Genomic DNA, 18957 nt, shown 5'->3' on the forward strand with positions numbered 1-18957 from the left:
ATGAAAACACTTAAATCCTATTTCCCGCTTTTTATTGCAGCACTCTTGCTAAGCTCCTGCATTGTTAAATCGATGTATCCGTTCTATACCAAGGATGTGCTGTATTTCGAACCTAAATTTATCGGTAATTGGATAGATGAGGATGATGGCATTTGGAAGGTGAAGCCATTTCATGAATTTTATAAGCAGGTGGATGCACAACTCAAAGAGGAAAAGGTCAAAATGTACAGTCAATACAATAACATTAGTTACCATGTACATTATGAAAAAGACAGTGTGAAATTCGCCTTCCTGGTTGTGCCTTTTAAGGTTCAAAATCAGATATTTCTGGATTTTTTACCAATAGAGAGTAACAAAAGTTTCAAAGACATGGAATTTCTTTATTCATCGCATTTAATTGGTTCCCATACTCTGGCAAAGTTATTCATGGATTCTCAAAACAATATGAGTATTAAATGGCTTGGCTGGGATAAACTCGGAACCATTTTAAAAGACCATAAAGCCAACATTAAGCATGAAAAAATCGGAATGGACGAATTCCCTGTATTAACTGCCTCTTCAGAGAAATTAGTGAGGTCCATTAAAAAATATATCAATTCTGAAATGAAAGACAAAGGGGGAACGGACTTATTGTTGGAGCTTAAAAGAAGCTAAGCTTCCCCCTATAAAAAGTAACACCATGATTGCCATAAAAACTTATTCTTTATTATATAATCTTCTAATAATAAAACAAATGAAAAAACTAATTTTAATATTGTTCGCATTCATAATATTAGGCTGTGACCAAAATCTTAAAAAAAAGGGTGTCCTACTTGGAACTTGGGATGCAATTTCTGCAACTGATATTGAAACAGGAGAAGTCAGTTTTCCAGAAAGTGATGAATTAGCGTTTGTAGAATTTAAATCAGATTCTCTTTATCTAAGTCCTGATTTAAGTCTTGGTGATAAAGTTTTTGCTTGGCGAATTGAAGGGGATTCTATAGTTCTTTTTGATGAAGGTAATGTTTATATTAAAGAATTAACCAAAAATAAACTTGTAGTTGAATATGACTTTTTTGGTAAAACACAGTTAAACTTTAAAAAAAGAAAGTAGTTAACACTTGCAGATTTCAGGGGAAAGATAAGCCATGGCTTTCTCACAATAATGTTTTAGGCAACCCATTTAAATCCAAGTTAAAATGAAAAACATAATCTTTTTTGCAATAGCATCATTTACCATCACCTACTGCCAAGGGCAAGTCAGAGATAGAGAAAGTGGACTATCATTATTTGCTTCCACAAACGATTCAGCGGGAATTGATTTTTTCGGACGTGAGGGTAATAGCAGAATTCATTTTGGTTATTCATATCAATTTAACGGACAGAAAAATGAAATTAAAAAAAAGCAAGGCCAAACGGATGGGTTAACAGAAGATGGGAAAGGCGATTATTTCTGGGTTATTGATTTGGGTTATAGCAGGATATTTATAGATAAATTAACCGTGCATTCTGAATTGAGCATTGGAGGAAAAAAGGAGTTTACCAACTTTTTGGACGATAGATATAGTGATGATGGCTATTCATTGATAACCAGCTCAAAAGCTGTTATGGGGGTTGGTTTAAACATGGGTTACTTAATGAATAATGGCCTTGAACCTTTTATCGGAATCCATACACTAAAAAAAATAAATATTGGCGTTCGGCTTTCATGGTAATCATATTTCATCCCAAACGCAATCAAGTATCCTATCCTTTTTAGTATAAGTGGTTATAAATAATGCAAACTCTTAAGTGTTTGACTACTAAAACACCTTGTTTGACGAAAAACATTGCACTGAGACATTTAATCTCATTAAATTGTTTGAAATGCAGTGTTTTCAGATTAATCCTTAATGCACTTAATTTGAAAATTCTTGACAGATGAAAATTGAGCGGCATCTAATTCATACAGCAATCATTCTTGGATTAATGGTGAGCTCAACTTTTGCCCAGAACGATGGAAAGCCAGGATATTTTTTTGAATTGCATTTGCCTTTTCAAGAAAGCTTTGGCCGTTTTGAAGACGCTTCCAGTTTAAGGGCTATAAACGACACAACCTCACTTTACAAGAAACGTTACGCTCCTGGATATAAATCAAATAAAGGGATTGAAGTAGTAGTGGGTTATTATAAAAATAGATTAAAGTTACAAACCACTATAAATTATGCTACTAAAGATATTGCATTGAGCGAATCATTAGCCTCTTCATTTGATGGGCCGCGTTTTTTGCTCGTAGATATGCTTACATTTAAAGTTTCTGCTTTATTCCCTTGGAAAAGCACCAACTATACACCATTTGGTTTGTATTATGGTTTTTTTATCAGTTCTGCCATTCCAGTTTCGTATGACATGAATGCAGAAACAAAGTCCAATTTTGGGATTGAGGATTTCAATCCCTCAACGCAGTTCAATTGGGGTTTTGATTTAAATATTAACCTCAGGTTCACTAATTCACCATGGTATGCCACTGGAGGTTTCTCCGCTACAGGGCCTGGAGCAGTTGGACAAATAGGAAAAATAACATTGGAGCCCGATTCAAATTATGAAATTGAGCGAGACAAATTTAAAATGTATACTTTAAATATCTTTCTTGGAATTGGCATACTCTTAGACTGATATAACTTTAGAGTAAAATTTAAAACAAATAAAGTGTTTGTCTACCAAACCACCTTGTTTGCCGAAAAACCTTGAATCGGCACTGTTAAAATTCTTAAATTGAAGTCAAACAAGTTGAAGCGTTATGAAAACACGTTCTATCCTATTAAGTATTATTGTGGTGTTTACAGTTAGCTCTTGTATTATAAGGTCATTATACCCCTTTTACACCAAAGACACCATTTATTTTGAGGAACGATTTTTAGGGACCTGGGAGGGTTTCGATGGCAAGCCCAATAAATGGATAGTTGTTTCAGTAGAAGATGTTTATCATGTTCAAAATGCCCTAGATATGAGAAATTGTAAGGGACCTTTATGCAGAGAACGAATAACCACTGAAATAGAAGCTTACTTTCTTATTATAAAAGTTAAGGATGAAATAGCGATTTATTTAATGACTCCTTTTAAAATCAAAAATGACCTATTCCTTGATGTTTTTCCAATAAATAATTATTGCAGCGATGGTTCCGGAAATGGATGTGAAATGAAAGAAGATTTTAAAAGTTTTAATATTAAAACACATTCCCTCTTGAAATTAGATGTATTAAATAATGATACAGTAAAGATGCATTTGTTCGACAAATTTGAGTTAAGAAAGCTTATTGAAAACAATAAAATTAAAATCAAATACCACAAAATTGAACAATCAGACGGAACTAAGGATAATTTATACCTCTTAACTGCTTCTTCAGTGGAATTGCAAAGATTCATTGAAAAGTTTATCCGTTCTAAAGAATTTAAGGAGGACTATGATATAGATGATAGCAAATTAAATAGGATAAAAAATCGTGAAGACACATTTGAATTTATTAAAAATATAATTGCTGGCAATACACCATCAAATGGTATAAGAATACCCATTGTGGACTTGAATTAAACCAAACCGTGTTAATAAATAAAAAAGTTCCTTAGGGAAAGACAATTTTAAAATATTACAAAACACTTATAAGTATCATGAAAACGATTAAATCATTTTCTTTATTAATAGTGCTCTCTCTTATGTTGAGCTCGTGTCTTCTGTTATCCCTACATCCCTATTACACCAAAGATTTAATTCATTTTGAAGAACAACTCATTGGAAAATGGGCTGATACTTCTAATGGGAGCTGGAAGATTTTGGGCTATAAAGACTTTCTTTTGAGTGAAGCCAAAAAATCAGGTAAAAAAATAAACAGTCAAAATTTGAATAAAAATGAGTTAGAACTGTGGCACAATGCCCACTTGTTTTATGCAGTGCAATATAAAGAAGATCCCGACAGCAGAGATACCCTTTATCATTTGGCAGTACCCTTTAAAATTGATGACCAGTTATTTCTAGATATTACACCCCACCAACAAAGTTCAACCAGTAAAGTACCTGCCATAAATCTTTATAACAATCATAAAATTGATGTCCATGCCTTGGCCAAGGTAGATATCCTTTCCAATAACAACATCAGCATTACATGGCTTGGGGATGAAAAGTTCAATAAACTTTTAGCTTCCGATAAAATAAAAATAAAATATGAAACCGCTGGAGGTTTTATTACAAGTAAAGTTTTAACTGCCTCATCAGAAGAATTAGTGAAATTTCTCAAAAAATACATGAATTCCAAAGATAAAGACCAATGGTATTGGAATTCTGAAAATGCAGGAATTGAATTTACACATAACTTAAAAAGAAATTGACCATACTATAAATAATCATGAAAACTTTTAAATCATTGCTGCTGCTCCTAATGCTGGGGTTATTGTTAAACTCCTGCTTTATAACCTCCCTGCACCCTTTTTATACCGATGATGTCATACAATTTGAAAAACAATTGATTGGCCAGTGGATTGATTCAGATAATGGAGTTTGGAACGTCATGCGCTTTACAGACTTTCGAAAAAATAAAACTAATAGAGATACTACAAAACTGAATGAAAAGCAGTTTGATGCCTGGCATAGAGATAAGCAATCCTATATGATACAATATGAAAATTATGATGGCTCTAAGTTGTATAATTCAGTATCAAAGAAAACCTTCAGAATGGAGGACGTCCATCTTAAGGTTGTACCCTTTAAAATAAATGGTCAATTATTTCTTGATTTTAATCCACATCATATAGGTTGGGATGAAGGACTTGCTGGCTTCCCATTTTCTACAAGTCCTAAGATAAATACCCACTCCTTGGCCAAATTGGATATGGACTCAAAAAACCAAATAACCATTACATGGCTTACTGAGGAAAAAATAAATGCGCTTTTAGCTACACATAAAATTAAAATAAAACACGAAAGCACAGGTACGAATGGAAAAACACTGTTAACCGCCCCACCTGAAGAATTGGTAGAATTTATTGAAAAGTATATGAATGTTAAAGGTGGAGATAGATGGGATTCTAGCGATAATCAGAAACTCAAATTTCAATTGAAAAGACGATAAGCTTGGAAAGATTAAGTCCAGATATTAATTACACGGCATTTTTATATACCAAAATAAAATCTGGTATATACATATTATGCCTTGCACTCCTTATAACCTCTTGTGGCCCAAATGCCTACGATATTAGTGGCGGCCAGCATTATGAGTTTGAACTGGATTACAAATTATTGCAAGATTCCACATTTATTGAAAAAAGCATAAAAAATTCCACTAAGTATATCCCCATTTCCAATAGCTCCATTAATCAGTCGCATCTACTTTACAATGCCTTTTTAATGCTCAATAAAACACAAAGAAAAAAGCTCAAAAACTACTTGGAAGAACAAAAGGACACCACAAGTTGTGACTATAAATTGGCATTGATGTATTATAATGTAGCAAAACACGAATTTCAAAATGCCAATAACTTGTATTCCAATCTTTGCAAAGAATCTATAAGGTTTAGCGAGGAACTTATTTATGCCGACCTTCAATTTGAATTGGCTTTGTACCAAGGTAATTTAAACTATAATCAGCAATTGGCACTCTATCAAGATTTGATAGATAAACATATACATGATGAACTGGCAAAAACAATTATTAAATCGAGGGCGAGAAGATTGCGCTATATCAACAGGAATTTCTAATTTCATCAATGTTGTTATTAGACTATTGCTAACCATATCTTTAGGTTTGGTGGCCGCATCCTGTTTTAGCAGTAAAGAAGTTAAGGCATCGTTTACCTTAAATCCCGAATCTTTAAGATACTTGTACGATTCGAATCCAATTGACTGCAATCGAGATAAAGTGGTTTATTTTGAGTTGTTCGACAGCATTCCACTAAACAATTATACGCCTTTTAACAAAAAGGGTTGGGGGGCGATTCCTTTAGTGGCCTTTAACCTTTTTTGGCAAAACTATGAAGTGGTTATGGGGCAAGATATGGCATTCCCCAATTATCATCAATTCTTTTCAGAATCAATCATTACAGAGAGCCAAAGAACAGGCTGTTTTACCCTAAAAGAAAAACAATCAGAGCACGATACATATATCTTAAAGTTGATGATAGACAAATGTGAAACCAAATCAAAATTAACGTCAACATTTGGTTTTATGGTGGGTGGATATACTGCTAGTTCAGGTGATGGGCACACAGGCAAACCCTCAAATACCGAGTTGATTGTTAATGCAGAACTGCTGCAAAACGGCGTGACAATTTTTGAAAAGGAATATAACCTAATACACCACCAACCCTTTTTATCTAAAACATATCAAGCGCCAAATGCCCGAAATACAGATATAGATTTAAAACACAATATGGTAGAATCACTTTCTTTTGCCACCAAAAATATTATTGAAAACATTATACTGGATATTAATAATACCCTAACCTCTCTCTAGTCTTCAGCTACAAAAATGATTATTAAATAATAGCGCATGTTCATTACAGGCACTACCCTTTAAGTGTTTGTCCCCCCAACCGCCTTGTTTGACGAAATTCAACATTTCCTATATTCCTTTTAATTACTTTTAGATAGACAATTTATGATTTTAAAAAATAGCATGAATCGTTTATTCTTAATCATATTACTACCTCTTCTTTGCAATGCCCAAAAAAATTGGAAGGAATACCATGGCGAAATAAATTTTAAAGAAATCGTTGAAATTAATGGCCTCATTTATCGCAATGCCGATACGGCATTAGTGTCAGGAAAAGTCATAAAATTCAATAAGAAAAACATAGCAAAAAAATACTTGCTTGTATCAAAAGGCAAGCCAGATAATATAGGATGGATACCCTTTAAGGATAATATCCAAATGCCCGAAGAATTAGGCTTGGGGTTATTATTATCAATCCCAGCCCATGCTTTAGGCAATAATATCCACTACCCTAATGAAGATCCATTTAGTATTAATAGAACTGAAGATTATCTTTCAAAGCAAAAGGAAAATACTTCGAGAGCATATCATGATATGATGGAAAGGAATGACATGAATGCGCAATATAATGCGGACAAGAAAAAAGCAGATGGTTCCTTTGTGGAATATTACACCAATGGCCTACCAAAAATTAAAGGGAGCTACAAACACGGCAAACTGGAGGGTGCATGGGAGGAATACTACAACAATGGACAATTAAAAACTAAAGGCAACTATAAAAACGGCAACACGATAGGTGAATGGATGGACTTCAATGAAAACGGTGAACTCCTGAGGAAAAGGCGTTGGAAAGACGGTAAATGGATTGAGCATGATTAAAAAGAATATGACCTAAAACACCACCAACCTTTTTATCTAAAATATATCAAGCTCCAAATGTCCGAAATACAGATATAGATTTAAAACACATTATGGTAGAATCACTTTCTTTTGCTACCAAAAATATTATTGAAAACCTTATACTGGATATTAATAATGTCCTATCCTCTCTCTAGTCCTCGGCTACAAAAATGATTATTAAAGAATAGCGCATGTTCATTACAGGCACAACCCTTTAAGTGTTTGACCCCCCAACGGCCTTGTTTGTCGAAATTAAATATTTCGTATGTACATTAATCATAAATTCACTTTAATAAATAATCATTTAAACCACTAACTTAAAATTAATTAACCATGAAAAAAATTATTCTTACCACAGTCATTCTAACCTGTATCATTACTGCAAATGCTCAAAATTTTGGTTTAAGGGCCGGTGCTGATTTTGCAACTGCCGAGGCAGAAGTCGAGGGATTAAGCGTAAGCGACAACGAAACTGGTTTTTATGTTGGGCTTTTTGCAAAACTAAAAATCATAGAGAATTTTAAAATTAGGTCTGAAGCTAATTACATTAACATAAAAGACCTAGAACAAATCCAAATTCCAGTATTGGCGGAAGTGGGCATATCAGATAAATTTAATGCTTTAGCCGGACCAAGTTTTGGCTTTTTATTGGATACCGAGGACGAAGGAAGATCCTTTAATTTTGGTATTGACTTTGGACTATCCTATGACATTACCGAAAAGTTTTTGGTAGAAGCCAGGTATTCGCTCGGGCTATCTAATTTAGTTGATGATAATATTTATGATATCGCTCTTAAATTACATGGATTATTTATTGGTGTTGGTTACCTGTTTTAATACCCAACAGGTATTATAAAAATAACGCACAGTATTTCAAGTGTTAATTGTAAAAGGCCCCTCTGGAATATATGATCAATTGTTATAATCATGAAAGCAATAACTTTTTTTATATCCATGAAGGGCCTTACTTCTATTAAATTGATTACTGGCCTAATCATAGTAAATCTATGCTTTGGGTGCGCTTGTTTTCCAAAAAAACAAGAGACCACTCAGTACCTCAACAAAGGCAACATTAATGCGCTAAATGGAACCTATGGTATTAAGCCCATATACGCAAGTCAAACGGTAGACTCTACTTCCATGTGGTATTCAGAAAGAAATTTAACCTCGTATTCAACCTTGTTTAAAGAACTGGATAGCCGCATTATTCAAAAAGAAATTGATATCGAAGAAGGGAAAATGTATGGCATGGGTTTAGAAATATTAAACGAAAAAATAATCAAATTAAAATTCATAAAAGAAGATAGCATTGTCAAACAAAAACGGATTGGGTATCGGTTAAAAGATGATGGGTATCTCTATTTAAAAAATAATAACTTCAAAATGCGTGGTATTCCATATCTACTCGGAGACTTCAATAAAAAAAGAAGCCGAATAACGCTCAATAAAGAGAATAATTTACTTTTTGAAACTTCCGAATTTAGTAGCGGAGGCCTGTTCTTTCTCAAGGTCTATCCTATCGCCAAAATGAAATATGAAAAAGTATTTGAACGTATAGAATAGCATTGCTGATCTAGCAAATAATTAAAAAAATGAATAAAGGCAATTACAAAATCTTATTAAGTTGCACCATCCTTTTAAATTTGGTAATGAGCTGTGCCTGTTTTCCTAAAAAACAGTTCCCTGAAACTTCTCATATCAACGCCAACAATATTAACTTATTGGAAGGAACTTATGCCATGAAAAATTGTTTCCCTGAAGACTCCGATGGCATTATTGATATGGGCCTTGACAATGACGAATCAAACCAATATCCTACCTTTTTTCATGAAGTCCATAATGGTTTGTTAGTAAAACCTTTAAAGATAAATTCCAAAAAAAATTATACGTTTTCCTTAAAAATTTCAAGTCCCAAACGCATTGAAATTGAATATCTTGAAGACGACCTTATAGTCAGAAAAAAAAACATTCGATATACATTAAAGGAAGACGGTTTTGTTTATATAAAACATAGAAACTTTAAAATAATTGGCATCCCCTATGTATTGGGAGGATTTAATAAAAAAAGAAGCCGTTTAGCACTAAATGAGGATAATTATTTGCTTTTTGAAACATCTGAATTTACATCTGGAGGTGTGTTTTACGCAGGGTTTATAGCACCGGTAATTAATTTTGCCTCCAAGTCAAAATATAAAAAAATATATCAGCGCATTCATTAGATAAAAAACAATGGCCAAAAGGCATTGATAATGATATTTTACCTAAAATTGTTCTGAGCTTGCCACGATTGCCAATAAGTGTTTGCCCTCCGAACCGCCATGTTTGACGAAATAATTATAAAGATGAAAACCATTAATTTATTTTCGATTCAGAATTTTAAAATCTGGAAATCATGAAAACACGTCACCTCTTTATTTTCGCTATCGCGATGCTTATCCTCCATTCCTGTATCATAAAGTCTTTACACCCATTTTACACCAAAGATACCCTGTCATTTGATAAACGATTTTTAGGAACATGGAAGGACGACAAGGACCCCAATAATGAATGGATTATTACTTCGGTAAAAGATTGTTACCAAGAAGAAAGAAAACACGACACCGTACCGCCTTCTTCTAAACAAATAGAAGACTATAATAAAATAAAGGAAGGCTATTACGTTATATTTAAAGAAAAAGATGAAATAGGCATTTTTTTTGCCATGCCCTTTAAAATAAAAAATCAACTTTTTTTAGACTTTACTACTTTTACTTCAAGTTGTACTTGTATTGATCTTTACAGTTATCATAAAGTCACTACACATTCTCTGGTAAAGTTTGATATTTTAGATGATAATAGGGTCTCCATCAAGTGGTTTTCATCTGACAAAATGAAAAGTTTGTTCGAAAACCATAAAATCAACATCAAGCACGAAAAATACGATTCAAATTATCTGCTAACGGCTTCTCCTGAAGAATTGCAGAAATTTATAGCCAAATATATGGTTTCCAACGAAACAGATAAATGGAAAACCGATGTAGCCTATAATTTAGAGAGAACTGAAAGCAGTGAAAAATCATTTCAATACATTAAAAAACTGATTAGTGGTGAAGAGAAATTGAAAGGAATTGATTTAAATTAAAAAATTAAATAGCCATGCCACCCATTAACACATCAAAAATAGACAACCATAAGCCCATTCTTTTTAATTTGGTTTTATGGGCCATCTCCTTTGCTATTCTTTTGTATTCCTTTTCTGGAGAGGGTGTGCCCCAACAAATTGATTATATCTATACGGGCTGTTTTTTGGCCACCATTATTGTGCCCGTACTTATCAATCTCTATGTATTGATACCCCAATTTTTAAAACAGGAAAAGTATTTGGTGTACTGTCTCCTTTTTATTGCCAACCTCCTGTTATTTACCCAGTTAAATATTTGGTTTTTTACCTATCTTATTGATTACCTGTTTCCTGATTATTATTTTATTTCCTACCATTCTGGCACCAAGCTCATTACGCTTTTCAGCATCTTTTTGGTGGGCACCACTTTAATCAAGCTATCGGTGGATTGGATATATTACAACCAAAATGAAAACAGATTGTTAAAGCTCAGGAACCAACAGATTGAAACCCAATTGGCCTTATTGCGCTCGCAAATCAACCCGCATTTTTTGTTTAACTCTCTAAACGTGATATATTCATTAGCTATTGAAAACAAAGCTGAAACCCAGCATGCCATTGTGCAACTATCGGATATTTTACGCTATGTTATTTACGATTCTGGCACCGAACGTGTGGCATTAAAAGAGGAAGTCACATTGTTGAAAAACTATATAGAATTCCATCAGTTCCGTCACCAAAATACCGACAATATAAAATTCCATTGCTCCATTGACGACGAGCAATATCAAATTTACCCCATGCTTATGCTGCCCTTATTGGAAAACAGTTTTAAATATGGGCTAAAGAGCGATATTGAAAACCCTTACATCCATATCGATTTAACCCTAAAGAATAAAAACTTTATCTTTAGTATTGAGAACAACTATTCCGAAATCCATTTGGAAAACATCAACCATTCTGGTGTAGGCATAGAGAATATTAAGAAAAACTTGGGCATTGTGTATCCAAAAGAGCATCAATTTGAAATTGATAAAACCGATGACACGTTCAGGGTCACCTTAAAATTAGTACATCATGAAAATTAATTGCTTGATCATAGACGATGAGCCTTCCTCACAAGTGGTCCTTAAAAAATTTGTGGGCGATGTTGATTTTTTGGAGCTCGTTAAGGTTTGCAACAACGCCATTGATGCACTGCAGGTATTAAAGCAAGACCAAAGCATCGATTTACTTTTTCTTGATGTCAATATGCCAAAAATATCAGGGCTCACCTTTTACAAATCCCTGCAAAACCCACCAGAGGTCATTTTTACTACAGCCTACCCTCAATATGCCGTTGATGGTTTTGAGGTTAATGCCATAGATTATCTGTTAAAGCCCTTTTCTTTTGAGCGGTTTTTTATGGCCGCTAATAAAGTATTTGAAAAAAAATACAATAATGGCAACCAAACAGGTATTGACCAATTTATCTTTATTAAGTCCAATAAGACCCTTCACAAAATAAATTTCGAGAACATTTTATACATAGAAGCCTATGGCGATTATGTTAAAGTGCATTTAGCAAATGAATTCATTCTTACCAATGCCACGTTTACCTCTCTCCTTGAATCCTTACCTGAGCATTTATTCATTAGGACGCACAAATCGTTTGCCATCAATTTTAAACAATTGAACAGCATCAGTGGCAACCAAATCACTATAAAACATCATAAAATCCCCATTGGGCAAACTTATAAAACGGAATTTTTAAATTTTATAAATAATACCAATACCAAATGAAATGGACATCCTAAAATTACTCTTAAAAGAACACCCCAACCCCAACCGAAACCATAGAAAAGTTTTGATTGCCGATTCTTAAGTGCTCATAGCCACCCGTGAATTTGTACCTATCCACATGGTAATTTAGCAATCCGTTAAATTTATTGATGGTCTCAGTGTTAATGAAAGTTTGGTTAAAATTAATCTCCAAACTCAAGGGTTTGGAAAAAAACAATTCAGAACCCAATCCATAAGCAAATCCAAACTGATTGACATTACCTGCAACATAGGATGTTCCAACACCCCATTTTACATCAAATTTTTGTGTGCGCACACGATGGTATTGTGCCAGTAAACTAAAAATGGCCAAGTTATCTTTTCCAAAATTGGGATTGTCTTCCCATAGTTGCATATAGTCTACTTCTACACCCAAACGTTTAAGAAAGCGCATATCCAAATTTAAATGCATCCCCTTTAAATTATTATTTTCGGAGATGTAGCGACTTGAAATACCTGCCCTAAAAAAACTTGTTTCTTCGGTTTCCAAGTCATAAGTATAATTGCCTTTATTCGCGCTGTAATAGGGGTATTTTGTAAGCCCAGCCAAACTAGAATTACTTTCAAATTCAGAAGGAGATTCAATAAGTGTGTAATAACTGACTGCCAAAACCGCTTCCGCGACATAATAGGCAATAGCTGCAACAAAAGGATTGTCGTCATCATCAAAACTACTGCTGTTATGTTCAGAGGATGTGCCTCCACGATCCCTCTTTTCGTTTAAGCTATCTTCCGCCCTACCAAGCTTGGATTGGGCAAAACCAATTTGAGCCGTCAAAAACATAAATACAATGCAGAGCATTAACGATTTTGTAGGATTGAAGATTATATTGCGATTCATGATAACGGCTTTTAAGTTCTGATACAAAATTATTAAGATAGCAATAATATTCTGTCCTAAATAATCCATGGAATAATTATTCGGACATAAAAGGAATCAAACTACTATTAGTTGCTAAAAAAGCCCTAATCTCCTAGGGCTTTTTGCCATTTCGCATTACGAAATAAATTTCCAACTAATAACCGTTTTCTGTAAAAGGAATATATATTTACCTTTTAATATTTTATAAACTTAAAAGTTGCTTTTTTATCATCGGCTTTAATGATGACAATATAAATTCCATCGGCGTCGTTGTTTATGTTCAATTTAAATTTTTGCGATTTTCTAAACGATTCTTGTTGAACCAGTCTGCCCAAATTGTCGAATATCTTTACCTCAATTAAACCGTAACTTTCACCCAAATCAAAATTGACCTCACTTTTTGTGGGATTTGGATAAGCCGTGATAAATTTTTCAAACGTGTTATCCATAACGCTAAGACTTGTTAACGCAAATTCATCTGATGTGACCACACTCCATTGATTTGACGAATCTTTAAACTGAAAATGAATGGTGTAATCTCCAAGTGCAAGACCGGGAAAATCAATATCCTCACTTAAATTCAACAATTTGGTTGGATTATCTACGGAAACATAAATCGCACTATTAAAATCATCATTTAACCAATAGCGGTATCCGGTAATTCCATTATCGACTACATGGTTGGATTTATAAAAATATTGATTCACCGGCACACTCCAACTGCCTTTATCATCCTTAAACCTAATGCTAAAAATATGCAAGCCTTCTTCGATATCCTCAATAGGAATCATTTCGGTTAAGTGCATATGCTGTATTGGTGTAGTTGAGACCAACGTATTGGTATCAATATCATTATCAAACCAATATTGATAGGCCAAAATGTTGCTATCGGTTAACTCATGATAATAAAAATATTGATTCTGCGGAACGCTCCAAATACCTTTATCATCTTTAAAACGAATGCTAAAAAGATGCAGTCCATCTGATATAGTTGAAAGTGAAATCGACGTGTTTAACAGCAATTGTCCACTCGGTGAAACGATTTCGGTAGTTTGATTACTATAATCATTATCAAACCAATATTGATAGCTATCAATATTATTTGTAGTTAATTCGGTGAAATAGAAAAAATCAATTGAGGGAATACTCCACCGATTTTGGTCATCCCTAAACCGAATATTAAAGCTATGTAAGCCATTGGCTAAAGTTTCAAGAGGAATTGGAGTATTCAATCCCAATTTATCTGTTGGAGAAACCGATGTATGGATGTTCGAATCATAGGCACTGTCAAACCAATATTGATAACTATTAATATTATTGGATGTTAAATCATTGTAGTAGAAAAAATCACTAGAGGTGATGCTCCAACGATTATCCGTATCTTTAAAACGAATATGAAATACATGAAGTCCGTCTGTTATAGTTTCGAGAGATATAGCGGAATTTAACTCAAAGTTTTCCGTCGGAGAAACCAATGTATGGGTATTTGCTCCGTAGTCATTATCAAACCAATATTGATAACTCGTAATACTGTTTTGGGCTATACCATAAAAGCCTACAAAAAGGTAGTTTGTAAAAAATAATAACCCAATTTTTAGTAACCGTTTCATAACTAATTTTGTTGTGCTTCTACTTTAAAAGAAACATTTAAGAATCCATTACTATCGGTTGTAGTTTGTATGGATTTATATGAAATATGAGGATTTACAGGTACTGCTCCTTCTTTAAATGGCAATAAGCCTCCGTAAAGTCCCACCTCGGTGCCATCATCTCCCAAATATGTTGAGGACGCATCTGGTAATAAATGAAAATCGGACGCTGCCTTATCTACAAAAACAGTTGCCAAGTCAATCCCTTTATAATTGTTTAAATCTGTATTCCCTGTTCCAAGTGAAGGAGATGCATTAGCAAAAATGTTATATTGAAAATTATTATAACTACAAGCACCATCTGAAATGAGGCTATTTGAGTTAAAAATATTATTCGTAAATGTATTTGAATCACAATTCTGTAAAGTTCCAAAGCCATTTTGATCTGTTATTACATTATTCTTAAAGACATTGGAATCGGAGTTTTGTATTCTACCCCTCAAAATACAGTTAGAGACAACAGAATAAGACACCCCTTGAATATTAGTATCGCCTGCAATTTCACATTGAATTATAGAGGCATTTGTTGGTGTTGCTCCGGTATTGGAAAAAATTAAATCATTAATTTTTAACCTAATTAAAGTAAAACCAGTAATAGAAGCATCTGTTTTAAATAAACCTCCTTGAAAATGCATGCCTTCCATATATAAGTTTGAGGCATTACTTCCTATTTCAATTCTACCGGAATTGACTGTGGAATCATAGATATAGGTTTTTCCTGTTACTGCAGTAGAATCCGTATCAAACCCCGCGCCGATAATAACCAGTCCTTTATCAATGGTAGTTGGAGATACAAAATTACCTCCTGAAACATACAAGGTATCACCGGTAGCCGCTGCGTCGTAGGCCTCCGTTAAAGGAGTATCACCACCAAAAATAGTTGTGGTTCCGTTGCTGTGTAATGCAACTGACTTCTGCGCTGTTGAATAACCAACAACGACAAAAAGCAAAACGATTGAAAGTAAAAATTCTCTTTTCATGATAATTTATGTGTTAATAATAGTTGACCTTAATTTAGCATATGTTGAAAAGACCCAAAATGATATCCATCAGTCAGGTTTGAATAGTTGAATTCAAAAAAAGTAATGAGATAAAAGTGACTCAAAATCCTCTCAAAATCTTCTTTGAGCCATTTAGACAATTTGTTGGACTTTACAGGACACCCCCTCCCTTATTATAGCCTTTACTTTGTACCATCAATAACAAATAAAACTTAATTATCATGAGTACAAAGAAATTAGTAGTATTAATTAGTAAAGGTATGGATGACGAAAGAGCATCGGTAGCTTGGAGCATTGCCAATGGAGGCATAAAATCTGGATTGGAAGTAAGTATATTTTTGGTCAGTTCGGGAGTGGATTGGGTAAGAAAAGGAGCTTATAATCATGCCCATTTAAACCCAAAGGACCCTACAATGAAGGATATGATTGAGACCGTATTGCAAAATAATTGCAGAATTATGGTTTGCCCGCCTTGTTCGGCTGTTAGAGGATATGTACCTGAAGACCTTATTGACCAAATAGAATTGGTAGGATCTGCTGCCTTGCATCAACTTATTCTTGAAGGTGCAGAAACAATATCAATTTAAATTGTATAACCTTAAAAGATTTAAAATCATGAAAGCTAAATTTTCAAAAGAACTTATCGAACAGATCACAGTCAATCAGCTCGATGAAATTATTGCAAAAAAAGAATTTACAATTATTGATGTTAGAACGCCGCAAGGCATAGAAAATCAAGGTGAAATTCCAACGGCAATCAATATCCCCTTGGAAGAACTGAAATTGGAAATTGAACAAAGAAATCCAAACTCGTTGTTCCATAGTGATGGCCCTTACCTTTTCTGTTGCACAGGTGGTGTCATGTCTTACATGGCGGCAATTCATGCACAAGAGCATGGGGTTAAAAATGTTTTTAATCTTGAAGGCGGACATTCCGCATGGGCCAAATTAAAAACAGCTCAAACTGCATAAAGATGTAAATTATGATAACAAGAATAATAACGCAAGCTCTAAAAATGGGTCAAATAAATGGTTCTGAGAGCTTGCATGTTATCTTCTTCGTAAAATTAGAAAATTATGACATTATTAGTTTCAATATTAATTGTTTACGGAATTTCAGCTATTATCGCATTAGGCAAAATATTTGAACCTTTAAGAGACCTAGCCGAAAAACACAGCCCGAATTTTTGGAAACATTTAACCAGCTGTATGCAATGCCTCCCCTTTTGGGTTGGTGTATTCGTGGCTATGGTATATGGAACACCTATTAAAATTACCAACACAACTCTTCCGGATTTTTTAAATGGCTTTTTCACCTATTTGTTTTCGGGAGCTTTATATAGTGGAACAACGATGCTTATACATACATTGTTTGTTCACCTAAAAGGCAGTGAATGGAACAAACTTCAAGAAAAAGAAGAGTTGAGGAAAATAAAAAAAGGCATTGTTTCCCAAACTAAAGATTAACAGAAATTATGCGCTTGGTATTTTATTTTGTCTCCAATTATTTGGTGTAATGCCATACTCAGATTTAAAACTTTTATTAAAGTGGGAATCACTTTCAAAACCACAATCATAACATATTTGCTGTATTGTAAAATCTGTTGAAATCATGAGCTGTTTTGCAAGTTTAAGTCTTTTGGTTAAAAGCCATTTAGCCGGACTAGTACCATAAGCCTGCTTAAAATAACGCTTAAAAGTAGACAAACTTTTGCCACAAAGCCTGGCAAACTCTTCTACTTTTAAATTATAGAAATATTGCTCTTCCATAATATTTTCAATGGTATATCCAGATTGCAGTGACAGTGTATAAAGAACATTTTTTATTTCCCTATTGCCAGAATCCAAACAAATATTCAAAAGCATTTCCCTGAATTTTAATTCAATGATTTTTTGAGGTGTCTTACTGGGTTGCTTCAAATAAGAGAAGAAAGAATGATATAAATCCAATAAACTTTCATTTGTTTTAATACGGTAAACAAAATCTGGATGGTCTACCTTTTGAAATACGTCAATTTCCTTACCCACATCGCTTTCCATACAGCGTTTGATAAAATCGTCTTTCATAAAAAACATCAAAACACAAAAGCTCTCTTCAAAATATTGCTGGTTTTTAAACGCTCCTTTCCTAACAAAAATGGATTGGTTTTCCTTGACCAAGAAATCTGCTGAGGGTGTAATCCATTTTTTCTGACCGTTTAGCACATAAACAATGCTGTGGCATTCGGACCAAGCATCAAAAAGTTCTTCCTTAATTGGGCATTTAAACTCTACAATTAAGTAATCATCACCAATAATTTTGTGGTATCCCGGAGTTTCTAAAAAGTGCTTGTATGAATCAAACATGAATTTATTGTTCGTAATCAGCGTAATAAAATTAACCAATTAAGTTGAACTATTAAAATTCAACCCATTCTAAAACAAAAAAAGCATCCCATTCTAATATAGAATAAAAAGTTGGTAAGTTAACTTTAATAAAAAAATTATACTTTTATACTGACACATATTCTCTGACCATTTACTCCTCTCTCCCAGAACTACCTATTTAAAAATTGATTAAAATGGAGCATAGCAAAACAGCTGACATTTTAAGATGGATAGCTGATATATACGGAGGAATAATGATTTTATTCACCACAATACTTTTATTGGAGTATGCTTTTATGAAACTAGAGAAATAGACATAACATATCCAATTATTGCCATGAAAGTTTTAAAAAAAATACTGAAAAGTTTTCTAGTCTTTATAGTTATCGCTTGTTTAATAATAGGATTATTCTTTAGACAAGAAGCCTATCGTTTATACAAAGTAATGACTTTCTTTGAACCTGAAAATATCTCAGAAAACTTTAGGAATACTACACATATATTTCCAACGAGGGTAGTTCCAAAATCAACTCATCCCTATCGATTCGCTTATTCTAAAATGAAGTTTAGCTTACCTGTCTCTTTTAAGTTTAAAGATTCCGTTGTTAATACCAAATCTTACCTTGATTACACTTTGACAGACGCCTTGTTGATTATTCAACATGACTCAATAAAATATGAATACTACAATAATGGATTTCATGCAAATGACAAACACATATCTTTTTCAATGTCAAAATCCGTTATTTCAGCGCTTATTGGAATTGCGATTGAAGAAGGATATATAAAGAGTATAGAAAATACAGTAACTGATTAT

The 18957-nt window shown here is 33.6% G+C and carries 23 protein-coding genes and 1 pseudogene; 20 read left to right on the forward strand and 4 right to left on the reverse strand.

Translation table 11 applies throughout. The features are described 5' to 3' along the window. The 16 genes from ACB104_RS12095 to ACB104_RS12170 all read left to right on the forward strand — a co-directional run bounded on the left by ACB104_RS12095 (position 1) and on the right by ACB104_RS12170 (position 12222). Positions 1-654: a hypothetical protein gene (locus ACB104_RS12095; RefSeq protein ID WP_370479033.1), complete on the forward strand. Its 654-nt coding sequence runs from the start codon at positions 1-3 to the stop codon at positions 652-654. A gap of 79 nt (positions 655-733) precedes the next feature. Continuing rightward, on the forward strand, positions 734-1093 hold the full coding sequence (locus tag ACB104_RS12100) for a hypothetical protein (protein ID WP_370479035.1): 360 nt from the start codon (positions 734-736) through the stop codon (positions 1091-1093). An 85-nt stretch (positions 1094-1178) separates the two neighbouring features. Beyond that, positions 1179-1694 (forward strand): hypothetical protein, encoded by a 516-nt coding sequence (locus tag ACB104_RS12105; RefSeq protein WP_370479037.1) that lies wholly within the window; start codon positions 1179-1181, stop codon positions 1692-1694. Between the two features lie 205 nt (positions 1695-1899). Next, positions 1900-2634, forward strand: a complete 735-nt coding sequence (locus ACB104_RS12110; RefSeq protein WP_370479039.1) for a hypothetical protein — start codon at positions 1900-1902, stop codon at positions 2632-2634. A 124-nt stretch (positions 2635-2758) separates the two neighbouring features. Continuing rightward, a complete protein-coding gene (locus ACB104_RS12115) occupies positions 2759-3550 on the forward strand; it encodes a hypothetical protein (RefSeq protein ID WP_370479041.1) in 792 nt (263 codons plus the stop codon). Between the two features lie 77 nt (positions 3551-3627). Continuing rightward, entirely contained in the window at positions 3628-4341 is a 714-nt protein-coding gene (locus tag ACB104_RS12120; protein WP_370479043.1) for a hypothetical protein, read from the forward strand. 17 nt (positions 4342-4358) lie between these two features. After that, positions 4359-5081: a hypothetical protein gene (locus tag ACB104_RS12125; protein ID WP_370479045.1), complete on the forward strand. Its 723-nt coding sequence runs from the start codon at positions 4359-4361 to the stop codon at positions 5079-5081. Positions 5082-5083: 2 nt separating this feature from the next. Beyond that, the gene (locus ACB104_RS12130) at positions 5084-5707 is read left to right on the forward strand and encodes a hypothetical protein (RefSeq protein WP_370479047.1); all 624 of its coding nucleotides are present in this window, start codon (positions 5084-5086) and stop codon (positions 5705-5707) included. Then, the gene (locus tag ACB104_RS12135; protein WP_370479049.1) at positions 5640-6461 is read left to right on the forward strand and encodes a hypothetical protein; all 822 of its coding nucleotides are present in this window, start codon (positions 5640-5642) and stop codon (positions 6459-6461) included. Before ACB104_RS12130 ends, ACB104_RS12135 begins: the two co-directional genes overlap by 68 nt. A gap of 162 nt (positions 6462-6623) precedes the next feature. Next, a complete protein-coding gene (locus ACB104_RS12140) occupies positions 6624-7319 on the forward strand; it encodes a toxin-antitoxin system YwqK family antitoxin (RefSeq protein WP_370479051.1) in 696 nt (231 codons plus the stop codon). A 354-nt stretch (positions 7320-7673) separates the two neighbouring features. Beyond that, positions 7674-8177, forward strand: a complete 504-nt coding sequence (locus ACB104_RS12145; RefSeq protein ID WP_370479053.1) for a porin family protein — start codon at positions 7674-7676, stop codon at positions 8175-8177. A 90-nt stretch (positions 8178-8267) separates the two neighbouring features. Next, on the forward strand, positions 8268-8903 hold the full coding sequence (locus tag ACB104_RS12150) for a hypothetical protein (RefSeq protein ID WP_370479055.1): 636 nt from the start codon (positions 8268-8270) through the stop codon (positions 8901-8903). Between the two features lie 29 nt (positions 8904-8932). Continuing rightward, the gene (locus ACB104_RS12155; RefSeq protein ID WP_370479056.1) at positions 8933-9559 is read left to right on the forward strand and encodes a hypothetical protein; all 627 of its coding nucleotides are present in this window, start codon (positions 8933-8935) and stop codon (positions 9557-9559) included. A 173-nt stretch (positions 9560-9732) separates the two neighbouring features. After that, positions 9733-10461, forward strand: coding sequence for a hypothetical protein (locus ACB104_RS12160; protein ID WP_370479058.1), 729 nt, complete (start codon positions 9733-9735; stop codon positions 10459-10461). 14 nt (positions 10462-10475) lie between these two features. Continuing rightward, positions 10476-11528, forward strand: a complete 1053-nt coding sequence (locus ACB104_RS12165) for a sensor histidine kinase (RefSeq protein ID WP_370479059.1) — start codon at positions 10476-10478, stop codon at positions 11526-11528. After that, entirely contained in the window at positions 11518-12222 is a 705-nt protein-coding gene (locus ACB104_RS12170) for a LytR/AlgR family response regulator transcription factor (protein ID WP_370479061.1), read from the forward strand. Before ACB104_RS12165 ends, ACB104_RS12170 begins: the two co-directional genes overlap by 11 nt. Before the next feature lie 22 nt (positions 12223-12244). On the opposite strand, the gene ACB104_RS12175 is transcribed toward ACB104_RS12170, so the two are convergent. From ACB104_RS12175 to ACB104_RS12185, 3 genes are all read right to left on the reverse strand, one after another. Further along, on the reverse strand, positions 12245-13102 hold the full coding sequence (locus ACB104_RS12175) for a hypothetical protein (protein ID WP_370479063.1): 858 nt from the start codon (positions 13100-13102) through the stop codon (positions 12245-12247). A 215-nt stretch (positions 13103-13317) separates the two neighbouring features. After that, positions 13318-14733 (reverse strand): T9SS type A sorting domain-containing protein, encoded by a 1416-nt coding sequence (locus ACB104_RS12180; RefSeq protein ID WP_370479065.1) that lies wholly within the window; start codon positions 14731-14733, stop codon positions 13318-13320. Positions 14734-14735: 2 nt separating this feature from the next. Further along, positions 14736-15752 carry a right-handed parallel beta-helix repeat-containing protein gene (locus ACB104_RS12185; protein WP_370479067.1) on the reverse strand — a complete coding sequence of 339 codons (1017 nt, stop codon included), beginning with the start codon at positions 15750-15752 and terminating at the stop codon, positions 14736-14738. A gap of 242 nt (positions 15753-15994) precedes the next feature. Between ACB104_RS12185 and ACB104_RS12190 the strand changes: the two genes are divergently transcribed. The 3 genes from ACB104_RS12190 to ACB104_RS12200 all read left to right on the forward strand — a co-directional run bounded on the left by ACB104_RS12190 (position 15995) and on the right by ACB104_RS12200 (position 17240). Next, positions 15995-16360 carry a DsrE family protein gene (locus ACB104_RS12190; RefSeq protein ID WP_370479069.1) on the forward strand — a complete coding sequence of 122 codons (366 nt, stop codon included), beginning with the start codon at positions 15995-15997 and terminating at the stop codon, positions 16358-16360. Positions 16361-16388: 28 nt separating this feature from the next. Beyond that, positions 16389-16745, forward strand: a complete 357-nt coding sequence (locus ACB104_RS12195; RefSeq protein ID WP_370479070.1) for a rhodanese-like domain-containing protein — start codon at positions 16389-16391, stop codon at positions 16743-16745. A gap of 105 nt (positions 16746-16850) precedes the next feature. After that, positions 16851-17240 carry a hypothetical protein gene (locus tag ACB104_RS12200; protein WP_370479072.1) on the forward strand — a complete coding sequence of 130 codons (390 nt, stop codon included), beginning with the start codon at positions 16851-16853 and terminating at the stop codon, positions 17238-17240. Between the two features lie 6 nt (positions 17241-17246). Here the strand turns inward: ACB104_RS12200 and ACB104_RS12205 are convergent, their stop codons facing one another. Beyond that, positions 17247-18119, reverse strand: coding sequence for a helix-turn-helix domain-containing protein (locus tag ACB104_RS12205; protein WP_370479074.1), 873 nt, complete (start codon positions 18117-18119; stop codon positions 17247-17249). Positions 18120-18477: 358 nt separating this feature from the next. Between ACB104_RS12205 and ACB104_RS12210 the strand changes: the two are divergent. Next, positions 18478-18957: pseudogene (locus ACB104_RS12210) on the forward strand (hypothetical protein); the annotation flags it as partial.

Source organism: Tamlana flava, assembly GCF_041287255.1.
GTDB classification, from domain to species: Bacteria; Bacteroidota; Bacteroidia; order Flavobacteriales; family Flavobacteriaceae; genus Tamlana; species Tamlana flava.